Here is a 17,122-nt window from a genome sequence, read left to right on the forward strand (position 1 = left end):
CACACTAAACAAATGGCAAAGAAAGAGGGATGCCGAATGGGCATGGGCAGCTTTTCCAAGTTGTACTACTACAAGCCTTCCAGCAAGGATTCAACCTCCGCACTGCATGTCGAAGCGGATCTGTGTATTTACGGCGGCACACCGGCCGGAATTGCAGCAGCCGTGCAAGCAAGCCGCATGGGCTTAAAAGCCGTGATCGCCGAATTCAGCCAGCATATAGGAGGCATGACGTCAAGCGGGCTCGGACGTACGGATGTGGGAGAAGCAGCGGCAATTGGCGGCATATCGAGCGAATTCTACCGTGCGCTTGGTCAATATTACGACAGTAAGGAGCCTGACGGAAGAGCGTGGGCTTTCGAGCCGCATGTGGCGGAGCGCATCTATTTGGAGTGGTTGGAGCAAGCCGGGATACCGGTATACTATGAGCAGCATTTGGAATCCGTAGAGATGCACTCGGGACGTATACGGAAGCTGACCATGGAGAACGGAAATACATTTTCGGCACCGATGTTCATTGATGCTTCCTATGAAGGCGATCTGCTTGCGCAGGCGGGCGTTTCGTATCATGTGGGAAGAGAATCGAATTCGGTGTATCAAGAGATTTTGAACGGAATTCATTTCGGTCACCCCAAACATAACTTTATGGCCTGGGTGGACCCCTATGTAAAAGAAGGCAAAATCGACAGCGGGCTGCTGCCGGGGGTTACCGATGCCGCGCCGGGAGTACAAGGCCAAGGCGACAGCTCGGTGCAAGCCTATAACTTCCGCATATGCTTGAGCCGCAACAAGGACAATCAGCTTCCTTATCCCGAACCGCCCAACTATAACCGCGATGAATTTGCATTGCTGGCGCGGTATATCCGTAATGGAGTTTGGGACGCGTTAAGGCTTAATAAGGAGATGCCGAACTTCAAGAGCGATTTAAATAATTGGGGCGGGGTTTCGACCGATTATATCGGCAGGAACTATGACTGGCCGGAGGCCGATTATGCACGGCGCGAGCAGCTTTTTCAAGAGCATGTGCACTACAACATGGGAATGCTGTATTTCCTGGCGAATGATGATAGCATTCCAGCATCGGTCCGAGCGGAGGTCAGGGAATGGGGACTGCCTGCCGATGAATTCCGGGCAACCGGCGGATGGCCGCACCAGCTGTATATCCGTGAAGCGAGACGAATGATCGCTGAGGTGGTCATGACGGAGCAGCACTGCCGTCACTACCGAGTCGAGGAGGATTCTATAGGATTGGCTGCGTACACAATGGATTCCCATAACTGCAGGCGGCTGGTTCTCGACGGACGATGCATTAACGAGGGGAATGTCGAGATCAGTCCGAACGGTCCGTACCCGATCTCTTACCGCGCTATTATCCCTAAGGGAGAACAGTGTACGAATCTGCTCGTCCCCGTGTGCCTGTCGTCAACGCATATTGCCTATGGATCTATCCGAATGGAGCCCGTGTTCATGATTCTCGGGCAATCCGCCGCAACAGCCGCCGCCTTAGCACTAGAGCACCAATGCGCATTGCAGGATCTGGACTACCGGCTCTTGCGCAGCCGATTGCTGCAGGACGGTCAAATACTTGATGCAGTCAAATCGTAACAGCCGCTAAAAAAGTGCAATCACTTTATGGTTAACGGGAGGTTATTCTCATGAACAAAAAGACGGCAGTTGTCGGACTCATCATGGCTTTTTCCCTAACGGCTTGTTCTACCGGAACATCGACAGAGAGCGGGCCAGGTGCGAAGAGCACGACAGCACCGGGGACTACGCCATCATCCAATCCCGTCACGCTGAAGATCGGCTTGCCTGGCGGGTATGACATTACAAGCAAGAAGCTGATTGACAACTTTCAAGCCAAATATCCGAACATTAAGCTGGAAATTGAGGAGACGCCTTGGGCTGATTTCGTGACCAAAATCGTCACCCGCATTGCGGGAAATAATCCGCCTGATCTGTGGCTGCAAGAAAATGCGGTTATTCTAGGCTACGGAAAACGCGGTGTCGCTGAAAATTTGGAGCCTTACATCAAACGGGATTTGAAGACGGAAGACTACGTAAGTGCTCTTACCTCCGCCAAGCTCGACGGCAAAATCTATGGCATTCCCCACGGAATTAACCCAGGAGCACTAGCCTTTAATAAACAGATATTCACGGAAAACAATGTACCGCTGCCTACGGACAACTGGACCTATAACGATATGATCGAAGCCGCCAAGAAGCTGACCAAGGATACGAACGGCGACGGGAAAGCGGATATTTACGGCTTCCAGGCGGGCAACAATATTACGCTTGGCTGGCTCCCGTGGATGCGGGCATACGGCGGCTCCGCGTTGGACCCGACGCTGACCAAAGCGACCTTTGCAGATCCCAAATCGATTCAAGGACTTACGGCATGGGCGGATACCATTAACAAGCTGAAGATCAGCCCTACCCGGGAAGCGGCCAATACGGGCAAATTTTTCGAGAACGGCAAGGTGGCTATGACTTTTTTCCAATATGCTACCCAAGTATCGCTCAATAAGAACAAACCCGATCTGGACTGGGATACGGTCAAAATTCCGATCGGCATGGACGGCAAACGGTTTGTTCCTATGGTAGTTAACCAATGGGTGATGTACTCCAAATCGAAGCCGGAGGTTAAGGAGGCGGGCTGGACGTTCCTTAAGTACTATTTGAGCGACGAAGGACAGACCTTGCTTTCGGAAAGCGGAACGAGCTTGCCTGTGAAGAAGACGGCGCTGGAACAGCTGGAGAAATCAACCTCCAAGCCGGCGAACAAAAAGGCATTTACGAAAGGCATCGAAGAAGCGGGAGGCACACTGGACGAGAATCCGTCGTGGAATGAATGGAGAGCGGCGGCCGGGCCTATTCTGAACGATATTATGGACGGCAAGCGAACTCCGGAAGACGGAGTGAAGGAAATACAGCAAAAGGTGCAGCAGGTGCTCGACGACAACAAGTAAGCCGAATTAGTGATGAGAAGGGGTGTTTCCATGCGCAAACAAGGCTGGTGGGGGTTCGCGTTTACCTTACCGTTTGTCCTGCAGCTGCTCGTATTCTTCTTGTTCCCATTCGTATTTTCCTTCTACCTGACTTTTACGAAGTGGGATCTATTCAACCCGCCGCAGTGGATCGGATTGCGCAACTGGACTCAATTCCTGCACCAGAAAGTGTTCTGGCTCTCGCTGCGCAATGTCGGATATTTCGCGGTTTTGTTCGTGCCTCTGCAAACATTGGCTGCGCTTGTTCTGGCTTATCTGCTCAACCTGCAAATTCGGGGAAAATCGTTATTCCGAATGGTATTCTTCCTTCCCGTTATTACCCCTTGGGTCGCGGGCGGCATGATCTGGCTCTGGATTTACAACAATGAGTACGGTCTGCTTAACTGGATTCTGCAGACCATGGGTCTCCAGCCTGTGGACTGGATCCGGAGCGGGAACTGGTGGCTCGTTATTGGGTCCATCGCCCTGGTAAATATATGGAAGGGTGCAGGGTATTCCATGGTTCTAATATTGGCCGGCATGCAGAACATTTCGCAAGAAATGATGGAGGCAGCTCGTATGGACGGGGCATCGGGCTGGACCTTATTTACTAAAATAACGGTTCCTCTCGTGTCCCCCATGGTGTATATGGTTATGATCCTTTCCACGATTTCCGCGTTTCATGCGTTCGACGTGTTCCTGGTCATGCTAGGGGATGTCATCTCGGTTGCCGACCGGAATATGGTGCCCAACATCCTGATTTACCGCGATTCGTTCTTGAATTTCAAAATGGGCAGCGCATCTGCGATGGCCTGGGGACTGTTCCTGATAATTCTGTGCATCACGATGATTCAAAAGTTTGCAGAGAAGAGGTGGGTGCATTATGAATAAGCCGTCCATCGGCTTGCATGCCGCCGCCTATGTCATTCTGGCACTGGGTTCCGTCATCATGCTCGTCCCGTTCCTGTATATGCTGTCGACCTCCTTAACTGCTCCGGGCTCGGAGCTGACTTTGCCGCCTAAGCTGATTCCGGACCCCTTCGTTTGGAATAATTACAAGCAGGTTTGGATTGAGGTTCACTTCTTGCAATTTACGTTGAACAGTATTTTTGTGACCTTGCTTGATCTGATCGGAACGGTGCTCTCCTGCGCAGTTGTCGCTTATGGCCTTGCATTCTTCCAATTCCGCAGCCGCAACTTGATTTTTATGGCGATGCTCGGGACGATGATGCTGCCTTCCCAGATTACGATGATTCCGACATATTTCATTTGGAAGTCTGTCGGGGCATTGGATACGTTCTACCCGCTTATACTCAGAAGCTTTTTGGGAGGGGCCTTCGGGATCTTCCTGCTGCACCAGTTTTTTAAGACGCTGCCGAGGGAGCTCTACGATGCGGCATGGGTGGATGGGGCGAATCCTTGGACCATTTTCATTCGCATTTACCTCCCGCTCGCTAAACCGGCTTTGTCGGCTCTTGCTGTCTTCACGTTCATTAGCGCTTGGAATAACACGCTGGAGCCGTTGATTTATTTGCAGGATAAGCAAATGTTCACCCTGCCTCTCGGGCTGCTGTTTCTAAAAAATGAGGTACAAAACCGGATGACTCTGATAATGGCCGGTGCGGTCATCACCATTGTTCCCGTGCTGGTAGTGTTCCTGTTCGCGCAAAAATATTTCGTTCAAGGCATTGCATCTACGGGGCTGAAAGGCTGATCCAGGTTGTAGTTTTTCGGATGATAAATGAGATAAAGGAGCGATCTCCGTTATGTCTGTACAATCCAATAAAGAAAACGAATCGGTTGAAGCTGTGATCCAGAAGGTTGAAGAAGAGAGCGCAGCAGGACGGGAACATAAGCAGGATGCGCTGATTAGCCGCAGAAAGCTGCTGGCGGTATTAGGAATGGGAGGAGCAGCCGCTATCACCGCAGGGTTATGGAAAGGGGCGGGAGCGGCCACCGCCTATGCCAATGAAATGACCGTCACCCAATCCGTATATGACCAGAGCAAAAAAGTAAAGCCGAAAGAACTAGCGGCATTGCTTGACGAGCATTTGTGCTTGGCGGTAAAGCTGGAGGAGCTGCGGGCCGAGACCGATCCGGATTCCACGATCATGTACTATGTGACGAACGAAGGGCAAGAGGGATTTTTCCGTTATGATCCGAACGATAGTACGACGCCCGATAATACAGGGACCGTGGCGGTGTCAACGAATGGATGCCGGTTTAAGAGGATCTATGAGGATACGCTGATTGTTTCCTGGTTCGGGACGAAAGCGGACGGCGTAACGAACGACACGCAGGCTCTGCAGGCGGCATTAAATGCCGCTTCCGGGCGTAAGCTGTTCATTCCGAAGCAGCGGGCAGGGTACTATTTGACTGGACAGCTTTTTATTCCAGGCCAAATTGCGATCGAGCTGGAGCCGGGTACGATTATTCAAGCTGTGGACACCTTAAGCCGCGTCGGTCCTGCCTATGAACGGCTAATCCGTATCAAGACCGTAAAGGATGTGTACATCAACGGGAACGGAGCGACCTTTCGCATGAATAAGGCGGCCTACACGTCAGGGGAGCAGGCGCATATCTTCGATATCAGCGGCTCGGAGAATGTGGTGATCGAGAACGTTAACGCTAACGATAGCGGTGGCGACGGGTTTTATGTAGGCTATTTCGAATCGACCGTCCTGTCCTGCAAAAATATTGTGCTCCGCAATTGCAAAGCGAACAATAACCGCAGGCAAGGGTTGTCCGTTATATCGGTTGACGGTCTGCTGGTGGAAAGCTGCCGGTTCACGAATACCAAAGGAACTGCGCCGCAGAGCGGGGTGGATATTGAACCGAACAGCCAGCTGGATCTGTTGAAAAATATCCGGTTCGTTCAATGCGTAGCGGAGGGAAATACGGGACGCGGATTTCTGGTAACGCTGCTGAAGCCGACAGCTCTAAGCGAAAGTATCGATATTGTGTTTGACCGCTGCAAAACCAAAGGAAACTCATACGGCTTCTCCATGAACTATGGGGGAGACGGTGCAAAAGCCGTACCCGGGGAGATTAAGCTGATCGATTGTATTGCGGAAAACGAGCAGTATTCGGGGTTCTCGGACTTATCCTTCTCCGCGGACAGCGCGAAGCGATCCTATATCCGATGCCGTGCCATCAACTGCAACACGGTGAATCAACCGGACGATCCGTACAGCAACGGTTCTTCGTTCATACTTACCACGGTGCCGCAGCAAGTAAGAACTTCGATAGGAAATGCGGTCTATGTAGATTGCGAATCGGTGGATTTACGCTCGGCGCCTCTGATGAAGCGCGGATTCACATTGAGAAAGAACAAGACGGAGCTGATTCGCAACGTCCAATATTTTAATTGCTCCGTACTGGGCGGGGGCCAGAGCTTATACTCTATAGATCCTTCAACGGAAGACCTGTATGCGGAAAATCGGCCTGTGAAGGTTCGAGCGTTTACGGCATCGGGCTCCCTATCCTTTGATTACACCGGCTTCCAAATCACTAACGCCGGCGCATCCGGGGATATCGTCCTAACCCTGCCGGCTGCAAAAGCTTCCGTGGCGTTTCAATTTTATTTGGATTCGCCATTCCGGCTTAGTCTGGCAGCCTCTTCCGGCGGCTCCATTATTACGCCTGCCGGCGTAAAATCATCCATCGGAACAGCTGCAGCCGGGAGCTCGGTCTCGTTAATGGGGCGAGCCGACGGCAGCTGGGCGATAACGGGCATGGTTGGCGATTGGTCATAGTTCGCATAGGGATAAACAAAGTTCAAGGCTGCCGATGAGGATCGGCAGCCTTTGTTTTATGCAAGCGTGCAGCGTAAACGTATCGTTGAATTATCAGATGTGCTGCAGCGGAAGATGGCAAATCAGTGGAACGCCGCCACCAGCATGGAGATTCCGGAACACAGCAATAAAATATCCAGCACATACCGGTGCGTGGACGTATTCATTCGCTTGACAACCGACTTGGCAAGAAATGTACCGGCCATTAAAGAGGCACCGACGATGAGCCCTTGAAAAATCATCTCGACAGGCAGAGCCCCGGACTCCTGGAATGTTACAACTTTACTGACGTACAGTGCGAGCGAGCTGGCCGCTTCTGTAGCAAGGAATGCGCCTTTTACCAGTCCATAGGAAGTAAAAGCGGGCACGCTAAGAGGTCCGGTTGACAGGACCAGGCCGGTCAAGAAGCCAATGATGGCTCCAGCGACGGAAAGCTGCCATAAGCGTATTCGATAATGCTTTGCATCAAGCCAATGTCTGACGGGGATCATCAGCAGGAAAAACATTCCGAGCGCTATATCGATCATCCTTACCGGCAGTACCAACAGGGTTCGCGCGCCAATGGCGGCAGCAGGCACGCCCGGCAGCGAGTAAGCGGCAAAGGCCCGCCAGTTCACTTCGCTCCACCAGGCGATAATTCTCGAAATATTGGCCATGACGGCAGCTACCGCCATAATAGGCACTGCTTGCTTGGGACCGAATACTAGGACGAGAACCGGCAATAGCATAATGGATGAGCCGGTACCAATGACTCCGCTTATAGCGCCTGCCGCAAGCCCGACCAATAGAACCAATACATATTCCACGACAAAAAACACTCCACTCCCTATAAGCTCATTAAACAGCAAGCATAGAACATATGGCAAACAGCGCATTCACCCGAATTATTGTATCAGGGTATGCGTAAAGTGGAAAGGGACAATAGAGATAATCCGGGTTCTGCAAGAGGAATACATTATGAGGATCCCGAATACTTACAAGGTTCAATCATTACGATACGGTTCGATTGGAGGAGGCTTTGAACATGGCTTGGCTTCATGTACATTATCATTCCGAAACACTGCGGATGCCCGTACCGATGGAGGTGCTGCTGCCTCAATACCATTCCGGAGGATCACGCAAAGTGAGTGATTCGGGTCCTTACCAGACGCTGTATTTGCTGCACGGCATGAGCGACGATCATACGGCATGGATGCGGCGTACCAGTATCGAGAGGTACGTGGAACAGCTCCCGCTGGCGGTGATTATGCCTGCCGGACATCTTGGATGGTATACGGATATGGTGAGAGGCCGCGATTATTTCTCCTTCTTGACCGAGGAGCTGCCAGCGATCAGCGAAAGAATGTTTCCGCTTTCCGGCGCAAGGGAGGACCGGTTCATTGCCGGACTGTCCATGGGCGGCTACGGGGCGATGAAGGCGGGGCTGCTTGCTCCTGACAAGTATGCAGCCGCAGCGTCCTTCTCCGGGGCGTTGGATGCCGTTGATGTTTGGGACCGGATCGGCCCTAGGCTTGCAGGCGATGTATTCGGGAGTAGAGAGCAGCTCGAAGGCGGCAGGAACGATCTCTTTGCGGCTGCAACCGCCATTGCCAAGTCCGGGCAAAGCTGTCCGCAGCTATATGCGTGGTGCGGTACGGAGGATTTTCTGTACGATGCCAACGTACGTTTCAAGGAGCATGCCGCCGGGCTAGGACTTCCGCTCACCTACGAGGAGGGGCCGGGAGATCACCGGTGGAAATACTGGGATCTGTGCATCGAACGCGTTCTCGACTGGCTGCCGGTGCGCGATGCCCGTGTCGAGTGAGAGGAGGAATCACCTATGGCATTGATAGAGATGCATATGTTCTCGGAGACGTTGGGGATGGAAATGACCGTCAACGTCATCCTGCCTCAGGAAAAGCGTCCGTATGCGGGGGACGGGAAGATGAAGGTGCTATGGCTTCTCCATGGAGGTCATGGCGATGAAACGGCATGGCTAAGGATGAGCCGCATAGAGAGGTATGCCTTGGAATACGGCATTGCCGTAGTAGTACCGGGAGTGCATCATTCCTGTTATACCGACATGGTTCATGGAGGAAGGTTTTTCACATATGTCGCGGATGAGCTGCCGAAGGTGGTTTGCCATCTGCTTCCTCAGTTATCATCCGCTAGAAAGGACAATTACATATCCGGCTATTCGAACGGCGGTTACGGCTGCTTGAGAGTAGGACTTGCGCGTCCTGAGCAGTATGCGGCGATCGGAGCCTTCTCGGCGGGTGACAAGTCGGATATCGCCTTTGACAATGACGGGTCCCAGCGGGCACGGGACCGGATTCTTTTGTTCGGGGATGGCAGCATCAAGAATACGGATAATGACTTGAAGCATCTTGGACGCGAAGCGCTGGTCAACTCAGCTGTGCTGCCGAGAGTATACCACGCGTGCGGGAGTCTCGATCCCTGGCTCGATTTGAACGAGCTGGTGCGCGATTTTTTCACCTCGTTGGAAGGGAATCCGTACGACTATCTGTATCATGAGGCTGAAGGACTCGGGCATACATGGGAGTTCTGGGATATGGAAATCGTCCGTTTCCTGGAATATGCCGGGCTTCGCAAGGAGCCGTCCCGATTCATTGGCGTATAATACGATCCCCAAAAAATAAAGCCTGCAGCGCTCTGCAAGGCTTTTTTTTTTATGTCACTGTCACACTTTGAACTTATCGTCCACTTCGTTCCGGAACGCTTTGGGAGAGATGCCGATATGTTTCTTGAACCATTGCGAGAAATAGGAGGTACTGTCGAGACCGATCTCATAGCAAATGCTGTTGACGGGCATATCGGTTGTTCCGAGAAGCAAACAGGCTTCGCGGAGCCGTCTCGCTATTACATAATCCATGATGGAGAAGCCTGTCATTTCCTTGAATAGATGAGAGATGTAGTACGGCGATAAATGCAGCTCAGCGGCAAGCTCGTCCAGCGAAAACCTTTTCTTGAAATGAGCTTCCACCCATTCCATCACCTTTTCGGTATGATGATCGGTGCGGATCTGGCTGCTGACTGCGCTGGTAGTAGTATCTCTCAAGTAATTGAGCAACGAGATGATAAAGATGACGAATTCTTCATATCGGGTTTCCTGCGGTGCCTGTCTAAGCCGGGCATGAAACCGTTGATACAGGAGGGTCAGCTCCATCCGGTCTTCTTGAGGAAAGATTTGCTGAATTACATGCTCTTTCCATAAATGCCGGAAATAGGCTCGCAGCTCCGGGAACGGCTTCAGACGGGTATCCAGGAACACGGGATCCAAATTAAGCACGCTTCTTATGTACTTGCCGGCGCCGGGATCCATATACACCCGATGCAGCTGGTATGGCTGGAACAGGATCAGCGTGTTAGGCGATATCGCATAAATTTTTTGATCCAGGACGATATGGCCTGTGCCCTCGTGGACGAAAAGCAGCTCAATTCCTTGATGAGAATGAAACATATCGTAGACGGAGCCTATCCGTTCATGCTTATAGTTCAGAATAAACGGGCCGCGTCCAATAAAGTCTACCATCTCGATCAGCTTCATATACGCATTCTCTCCTTAACATGAACAATAATGGTTCGATGCACCAGGACCCATCCCCAGAATGTGGTTGATGCTTGGATTATATAAGTAAAGGAACCGCAATACAACAACATTTTAGAACAAAGAAAAGACATTGGTTGTTGGAGATGCTTTGTTATAATCATGTAAGGGCTTACAATGGTTATGCAAATGCCCGGGATTACCAATATTTCCTGCATTGGAGTGAGCTCTATTCGACCCGTTTGATGCCGCAAGCAGTGCCCCCATCATGACTTGACCTCAAGCCGATTGTCTTCCATGAATCAACATCTTCAAATGAAGCATGAAAAACTCGCAGATGTAAAAGAGAATGGAAAGATCAACAATATCATATTGAAGGGGTAATCTTATGACCAAATCCAGCACTTTCCGGTTCAAGCAAACTCCGGCATATCTTGTTGCCGCATCTCTGCTTATGGGGATGGTGTCCGGCTGCAGCAGCCCGAGCGCCACGGCACCGGAATCGGAACCGGCCAAGCAAACGGCGGAGAACAAACCGCAGACTCCCGTCGAGCTTACCATGGCTCCGTATTTTCTGAATATGACGGATGAAGAATTCGATCAGATTATGATCAAGCCGTTGAAGGAGAAATATCCGCACATTACGCTGAAGATCGTAAGAGACGATATCACCAAGCTGGTGGCGGCTGGTCAGACTCCGGACATTGTGTACAGCGCGAACTCCAGATTTTCCGTGCTTCAGGATTTGGATATTCCTTCGGATCTTAGTTCCTTTGTGAAGTCCAGCAAAATGGACTTGGCCAAATTTTCGAGCCCCAATATCGATTGGATTAAAGAGCTCGGACCCAAGGGGGAAATTTACGGTATTCCTTTCGCGCTGAACCAGATGGCGCTGTTTTATAATAAGGATTTGTTCGATAAGCGCGGGGTACCGTATCCAAAGGACGGAATAACGTGGGAGGAATACGTCGATCTGGTGAAAAAAATGACGTACAACGACGGCGGCGTGCAATATCGCGGCAGCCTCCCGCCGAATCCGGAGTTTATCGCACGGGTAAGATCGATGTCTCTGGTCGATGCAGCCACCAATAAAGCGCTCATCAACAATGATGCGTTCAAATCCGTGTTGGAGAGGGTGCACGAATTTTATCAAATTCCCGGGATGGTCGTCGACGGCAAGATGCCGCCGAATCAGGATAGCTTCGTGAAGGATCAGCAAACGGCGATGTATTTGAACTGGATCCCGGATACGCTCGGCTTCATTCAGAAAGCAGGAACGCAGCTGAATTTCGACCTGGTCGGAGCTCCGGCCTTCAAGGATAAGCCGGGGGTTACGATTGATCCAGGCGCACAGATGATGGTCATTTCCAAAACTTCCAAGAACAAGGAAGCCGCCTTCGACGCGATTCAGCTGTTTACTACGCCGGAGGTGCAAAAGATTTTGAATCGCTCTAGTCGTTTGACCGTTCTGGCCGACGAATCCATCAGGAAAGATTTCCTTGCCGACCTGCCTTTGACAAAAGATAAGAACATTCAAGGCGCCTTAAAAATCAAGCCTGCCAAAATGGCTCCTCCGAATCCGTATCATGTCATCGTGGCGGGGAAAGTCAACGCGGTCGTCACGAATCTGGCGACAGGCGCGAAGGACATCAACACGATCCTTAGGGAAACCCAGGAGGATGCGGATAAGGCCATTGAACAGGAATTGGCCAAGAAAAAGTAATTGCATTCAATAGATTGGGAGCAGTCAACCGGTTGAGGCGGGCTGCTTTTTAGCTTTACTCGAATTTGTAAAGGGATAGGACAGGGGGAAGCAAGAACATGGAGCATGGTAAGCAGCATCCGTACTTATATTTCGATCGTTCATGGGTGGGCACCTTTGTTAGACGGTTGCGGCATGATGAAGCGCTTCAACGCGAGTGGACCGGCTTCGTCACTCAGGCGGACGAGCTGCTCAAGGAGAGTTTTGTCGATGAAGCCTACGCAGACGGGGAGGATTCCCAGCATGGCCGTTACGGCCCTCCAAGCGAGCAGGTGGCCAGAATGGGAACCGTGCTCGGCCTTGTATTCCAAGTGACGGGGGATCTTCGTTACGGCGAAAAGCTGAAGAGCGCTTTGCTTCACTATAGCGGCTATAACAAATGGTTCGGGAAGGGGTTGCTCCGAAATGATCCGCCGTGGCATTCCGAGCTGAATACATCGCGCTTCTGTCACGGTTTTGCTGTAGGCTACGACTGCATCTATGACATTCTGAGTGACGAAGAACGCAGGCTTGTGCGCGGAGCGTTACTCGGACTGGGCGTTCTGCCAACGCTTAGGGATTGGGTGTTTGCCGAAACCCGAATTCATACGCTTGATTCGATGGGACACAATTGGTGGGCGGTTATGATCGCGTTGGCCGGTGTAGGCGTACTGGCGGTGCTGAATGAGGAGGATAAGGCGGAGGCTTGGCTGGAGGAAATCGTCCGCATCTTCCCTGAGTATTTCCTGTACAAAGGGAGCGTACTTGGCGGCAAAAGCCCGAACTACGATGAAGAAGGCGCGTTCTACGAAAGCGTCAACTATGCCAATTACGGATTGTACGAATACTTGGTATTTCGTCTTGCTTTGCAAGAAACACGCGGGTATACCGGTTTCTCGGATATTCCGATGCTGGAGAAGGCGGGGGATTTCTTCCTGCATACCACTTATCCGGCATCCGAAAGGCCGCTGACCGTCAATTTCGGTGACGGCCACATTCATAATGGAGGCGCACAAGCAGTGAAGCTGCTGATGGCGAATGGATGGGGCGATGCGCGTTTGCGCTGGTATGTCCAGGAATGGAAATCGCCGGCCGGTTTCTATGACATCATATATTATGACCGGATTTGGACGGGGAAGTCTGAAGCACCGTCATGCGACCATGCTTCGGTGATTTATCCCGAGATCGGTTGGGCGGTGATGCGTGATGGCTGGAAGCAAGACAGTACCCTTCTGGCAGTCAAGTCGGGCTTCACCTGGAATCATGCCCACGCCGATGCAGGCTCCTTTGTGCTGTACCATCATGGGAAGCCGCTGCTGATCGATTCCGGGAACTGCTCGTATGGCCGTCCGGAATATCAAGGCTATTACATGCAGAGTGTAGCTCACAACGTAGTGCTGTATAACGGCAAAGGACAGCCGGTACAAGATATAGCGCGAGGGGTGAAGGAGCCCGGGCAAGTATACCACCTGGTGGACCACGAAGGCCTGCGCTATGTGTATGCCGATGCGACAGGGCCGACCTCGCTCCATTTTTCACGGAATTACCGCCATTTTCTGTGGGTGGAAGGCGTCATGTTAATCATTGACGATATTCGGACTCATGAGCCGGGTACTTTGCAATGGCTGCTGCATTATGAGGGGGAAGCGATACCGCTGTCGAATGGACACCTACGCATTCAAAATGGCGAGGCGGAAGTTACGGTGCAGCATTTATTCCCGAGCGAGCTGAAGGTAAAGGAAAAAGAGGGATTGGCCGATCATGCTCCGGATACGAAAGTGAAGTATTTATCTTATGAAACGGTGCAGTCGGGATTGGATACCAAATTCATTACAGCGATCGCTCCGGTTGATCCTGACCGCAAGGCACCGGATGTCACAGTCACAGAAGGCGATGAAGTAATCCGTGTACGGATCGAAGGCGGAGGAAAACGAACGGACGTGCATCTAAACCTGCGTGCTGACGGGCGAATTATGCATCGAAATTGCATTCGGACCTGTGATGGCTGGGAGACGGACGCTTATCTGGTTGCGCTGACGCGTCCGGCCGATTCCGAAGTGAGTGACGGATCCGATATCGAGAGATGCTTCATCAGCTATGGCAGCTTCCTGCGCAGAGATGGCCGGCCGCTGTTCTCATCGATGTCGCGAGCAACGGCTTGCATCAAGCTAAGTGAGCAGGTGTTGTCCGTATCGATACAGGGACAGCCCTTTATTCGAGCGGAGCTTCGTCCGCCGGTCATGCCGGCCGCAATAACGACCACCGGCAGCGCGGAGCTGCTGCTTGCTGAGAACGGTCTCATCGCGATTCGCCAAATCACCCCGATGCCGGCAAGACGTCCGGGATGATGCGTGATGCGCGATCTTTCGTCCGTGTTCGTCATGCTCTGCCAAGCCCGACCTTAGCTCGAAGGAGAGCCTTCGCTTTCCGACAAGGGTACAATCGCTAGATCCATTTGATTCGGGACGAGGCTGCATGAATCATTGCAGTCTCGTTTTTTATAACCGCAAATGGAAAGATAAAGTTCGGTAAAGCGATAAAGCGTATCGGAGATTTCCAATTGGTGATAAAAACTACCTTGCTTACGAAGCGAGTTTTGCTAAAGCAAAACTTTAAGGTTGTTCATCCCTGAAATGCTACGATAGGAGTTTTTCTCATGTGAAATTATTCCGCAAACAAATGTATTTAATGATGCAAGAAAATGGTTGACATAGAAACATTTCTCACTTAACATAAAATTACAGAAGTTATATTAACGTTAATACAACAATGAATTCAAACTTGTGCAGACACACTAACATCCTGGTTTTTCATCCATACATCCAGTACGTAACCATTGATTTTATTTTGGAGAAGGAGTTGTTATTATGAGTAACGGGCAAGAGAATGTTCAAGTATACGAACCGGTTCCAACCAGCCGCTATTTGGCGGATCATCCAAGAGGGTCTTATTATACCGGGGATTATAAGCTCGGCCTTAACTTCTACAGCTTCAGCCATAATCTGAACTCTTGGATGAACGGCAGCACGGACGGAGCGACTCCGATCGACACGATGCAAGTGATCCGGTTTGCAAAAGACGCGGGATTCGATGCCGTGGATGTAACCTCGTACTACATTCCCGGGTATGACAATGCTTCGATGCCGACCAAATCAGACCGTGAGATCTTTGAGTATGCCGCCAATATCAGAAAGCTGTGCGAGGAATTGGGAATCGCCGTCAGCGGAACAGGAGTAAAGAACGATTTTGCCGATCCGAGCCAAGAGAGACGTGAGCTGGATGTGAAACGAGTCAAATATTGGATCGATGTAGCGGCTGAGATGGGAGCTCCAGTCATGAGAGTGTTTAACGGAGCTGTACCGCAGGATATCGAAGCTCATGGCTGGGAGAAGATAGCCCGCGAAAGGATCATTCCTGCACTTCAGCAATGCGCGGAGTACGGGGCGAGCAAAGGGGTTGTCGTCGGCATGCAAAATCACGGAGATATGGTGTGCACAGCCGATCAAGTGATCCGAATTTTGCAATGGGCGGATCATCCTAATCTGGGGCTGATCAACGATACCGGATTTTTCAGAAACTTCCGTGATCGAACGGGTCTTGACTACGCCTGGTATGACGATATCGAAGCAGTCCTTCCTTATACCGTCAACTTCCAGGTTAAGCGAAAACCGGCCGGGGCGAACACCGATGCTCTTATCGATCTGGATGAGCTGTTTACCCGAATTCGTTACAGCAGCTACCGGGGCTGCATTCCGTTGGAGACCTTGTGGGTGAACGGGGACGCGAATCATCCCAAAGATTTGAACGAGCCGCCATTCGGACAGGTTGCCGATTTTCTTAACCAAATAAGAGCTGCATCGGAGCGTACGAAAACGAAGTCGTCCTAAACGGAGGAGCAAAAGGCATGTGATTGAACTAAGAGGGAACTTTCGATGCCAATACCGCTTTGCGTTAAGCGGACTAACTTAAACGAGGTGCGTGAAGGTGGATTTTACCGGAAAGGTAGCTGTAGTTACCGGAGCAAGCTCCGGAATAGGTCTGGCAGCCGCCAAAATGCTGAGCGAGCATGGATCCTATGTCATCTCGCTGGCGAGAGACGAGGGCAATCTGAGGAAGTCGATCGATTCCATCGAGGCCGATGTGAGGAAGAACATTACCGGAATAGCAACCGATGTCAGGGACGAGGCTTCCGTCAAACAAGCCATAGAGCAGACGGTATCCATGTATGGGCAAATCGATATATTGATAAATGCGGCCGGCGTAAGCATGCCTGGAAAGCAGCTGCTGCAAGAAATTGAGCTGAAGCAATGGCAGCGAATCATGGAAACGAATTTGACCGGGACGTTTCTAGTGAGCCGAGAGGCGCTGCTGCGGATGAATGAAAGAAATTCCGGCTATATTATCAACATCTTGTCGACGGCCGCTTTTCATGCTGGCAGCGGGGACAGCATTTATTCCGCTTCCAAATACGGCGCAAGGGCATTGACGGAATCGATGATCTCGGCCAGCCGCCGTTCGGAGTTCGCGTCTCGTCCATCAGTCCGGGCGCTGTCGATACTAACATATGGAGCCACAAACTAGAGCCGGTGTCGCAGGAAAGCCGCGATACGATGCTGAAACCGGGCGATATAGCGGACATTATTCTGTTTTTATTAACCCGCCCGCGAGCCGTTCATATCGATAATATTACGGTTACTTCTTGGGATCGATGATTGTGATGATTGCTGTCAGAGAAAAATGGTTCAAGCAGCCCGCGAATAGCGGGTTTTTGCTTGTAAATAATTCGGTAGGGGAAGCGACTCTCCCGGGTGATAACCTGCAAGGAAGCTGCACCAAGACGTGCTAGCGGGCTATCGTACCTCGGACACAGGATCCGCTATTCCTTGGAATTCTGCTTCTTTTGCAGAGCGATCGGACAGTGAGTCCGTTATTTGCTAATTTTTCAAGCGAAAATAGTGTAATTTGGCCCAATAAAGGACCTCAAGTCCGATCACCATAGAAAAAGCGCCATTTTGGGTGAAATAACGGATCCACGGTCCACAAGTAATTTGACAAT

13 protein-coding genes are annotated in these 17,122 nt (G+C 51.3%); 11 read left to right on the top strand and 2 right to left on the bottom strand.

Annotated features, from left to right (window positions below; genetic code table 11):
- The first annotated feature begins 12 nt into the window (after window positions 1-12).
- The 5 genes from DVH26_RS16695 to DVH26_RS16715 are packed head-to-tail and all read left to right on the top strand — an operon-like array spanning window position 13 to window position 6,739.
- Window positions 13-1,602, top strand: coding sequence for an FAD-dependent oxidoreductase (locus DVH26_RS16695; protein ID WP_239634897.1), 1,590 nt, complete (start codon window positions 13-15; stop codon window positions 1,600-1,602).
- Window positions 1,603-1,652: 50 nt separating this feature from the next.
- A complete protein-coding gene (locus DVH26_RS16700) occupies window positions 1,653-2,966 on the top strand; it encodes an ABC transporter substrate-binding protein (protein ID WP_239634898.1) in 1,314 nt (437 codons plus the stop codon).
- 30 nt (window positions 2,967-2,996) lie between these two features.
- Window positions 2,997-3,875, top strand: coding sequence for a carbohydrate ABC transporter permease (locus DVH26_RS16705; RefSeq protein ID WP_239634899.1), 879 nt, complete (start codon window positions 2,997-2,999; stop codon window positions 3,873-3,875).
- A complete protein-coding gene (locus tag DVH26_RS16710) occupies window positions 3,868-4,698 on the top strand; it encodes a carbohydrate ABC transporter permease (RefSeq protein WP_239634900.1) in 831 nt (276 codons plus the stop codon). The genes DVH26_RS16705 and DVH26_RS16710 overlap by 8 nt, the downstream gene beginning before the upstream one ends.
- A gap of 52 nt (window positions 4,699-4,750) precedes the next feature.
- Entirely contained in the window at window positions 4,751-6,739 is a 1,989-nt protein-coding gene (locus tag DVH26_RS16715; RefSeq protein ID WP_239634901.1) for a right-handed parallel beta-helix repeat-containing protein, read from the top strand.
- A 122-nt stretch (window positions 6,740-6,861) separates the two neighbouring features.
- Here the strand turns inward: DVH26_RS16715 and DVH26_RS16720 are convergent, their stop codons facing one another.
- A complete protein-coding gene (locus DVH26_RS16720) occupies window positions 6,862-7,584 on the bottom strand; it encodes a sulfite exporter TauE/SafE family protein (RefSeq protein ID WP_239634902.1) in 723 nt (240 codons plus the stop codon).
- A gap of 218 nt (window positions 7,585-7,802) precedes the next feature.
- Here DVH26_RS16720 and DVH26_RS16725 point away from each other — a divergent pair, with 218 nt between their 5' ends.
- Window positions 7,803-8,582 carry an alpha/beta hydrolase gene (locus tag DVH26_RS16725; protein ID WP_239634903.1) on the top strand — a complete coding sequence of 260 codons (780 nt, stop codon included), beginning with the start codon at window positions 7,803-7,805 and terminating at the stop codon, window positions 8,580-8,582.
- A 15-nt stretch (window positions 8,583-8,597) separates the two neighbouring features.
- On the top strand, window positions 8,598-9,398 hold the full coding sequence (locus DVH26_RS16730; RefSeq protein ID WP_239634904.1) for an alpha/beta hydrolase: 801 nt from the start codon (window positions 8,598-8,600) through the stop codon (window positions 9,396-9,398).
- Window positions 9,399-9,458: 60 nt separating this feature from the next.
- Here the strand turns inward: DVH26_RS16730 and DVH26_RS16735 are convergent, their stop codons facing one another.
- Window positions 9,459-10,325 carry a helix-turn-helix transcriptional regulator gene (locus tag DVH26_RS16735; RefSeq protein ID WP_239634905.1) on the bottom strand — a complete coding sequence of 289 codons (867 nt, stop codon included), beginning with the start codon at window positions 10,323-10,325 and terminating at the stop codon, window positions 9,459-9,461.
- A 388-nt stretch (window positions 10,326-10,713) separates the two neighbouring features.
- Between DVH26_RS16735 and DVH26_RS16740 the strand changes: the two genes are divergently transcribed.
- The 4 genes from DVH26_RS16740 (at window position 10,714) to DVH26_RS16755 (ending at window position 16,647) form a co-directional block, all read left to right on the top strand.
- On the top strand, window positions 10,714-12,048 hold the full coding sequence (locus tag DVH26_RS16740; RefSeq protein ID WP_239634906.1) for an ABC transporter substrate-binding protein: 1,335 nt from the start codon (window positions 10,714-10,716) through the stop codon (window positions 12,046-12,048).
- Between the two features lie 98 nt (window positions 12,049-12,146).
- Entirely contained in the window at window positions 12,147-14,414 is a 2,268-nt protein-coding gene (locus DVH26_RS16745; RefSeq protein WP_239634907.1) for a heparinase II/III domain-containing protein, read from the top strand.
- Between the two features lie 519 nt (window positions 14,415-14,933).
- Complete coding sequence (locus DVH26_RS16750) at window positions 14,934-15,953, top strand: sugar phosphate isomerase/epimerase family protein (protein WP_239634908.1); 1,020 nt, start codon at window positions 14,934-14,936, stop codon at window positions 15,951-15,953.
- Between the two features lie 97 nt (window positions 15,954-16,050).
- Window positions 16,051-16,647, top strand: coding sequence for an SDR family oxidoreductase (locus DVH26_RS16755; protein ID WP_239634909.1), 597 nt, complete (start codon window positions 16,051-16,053; stop codon window positions 16,645-16,647).
- Window positions 16,648-17,122: the final 475 nt, after the last annotated feature.

The sequence above is a fragment of the Paenibacillus sp. H1-7 genome, assembly GCF_022354825.1.
Classification (GTDB): Bacteria; Bacillota; Bacilli; order Paenibacillales; family NBRC-103111; genus Paenibacillus_S.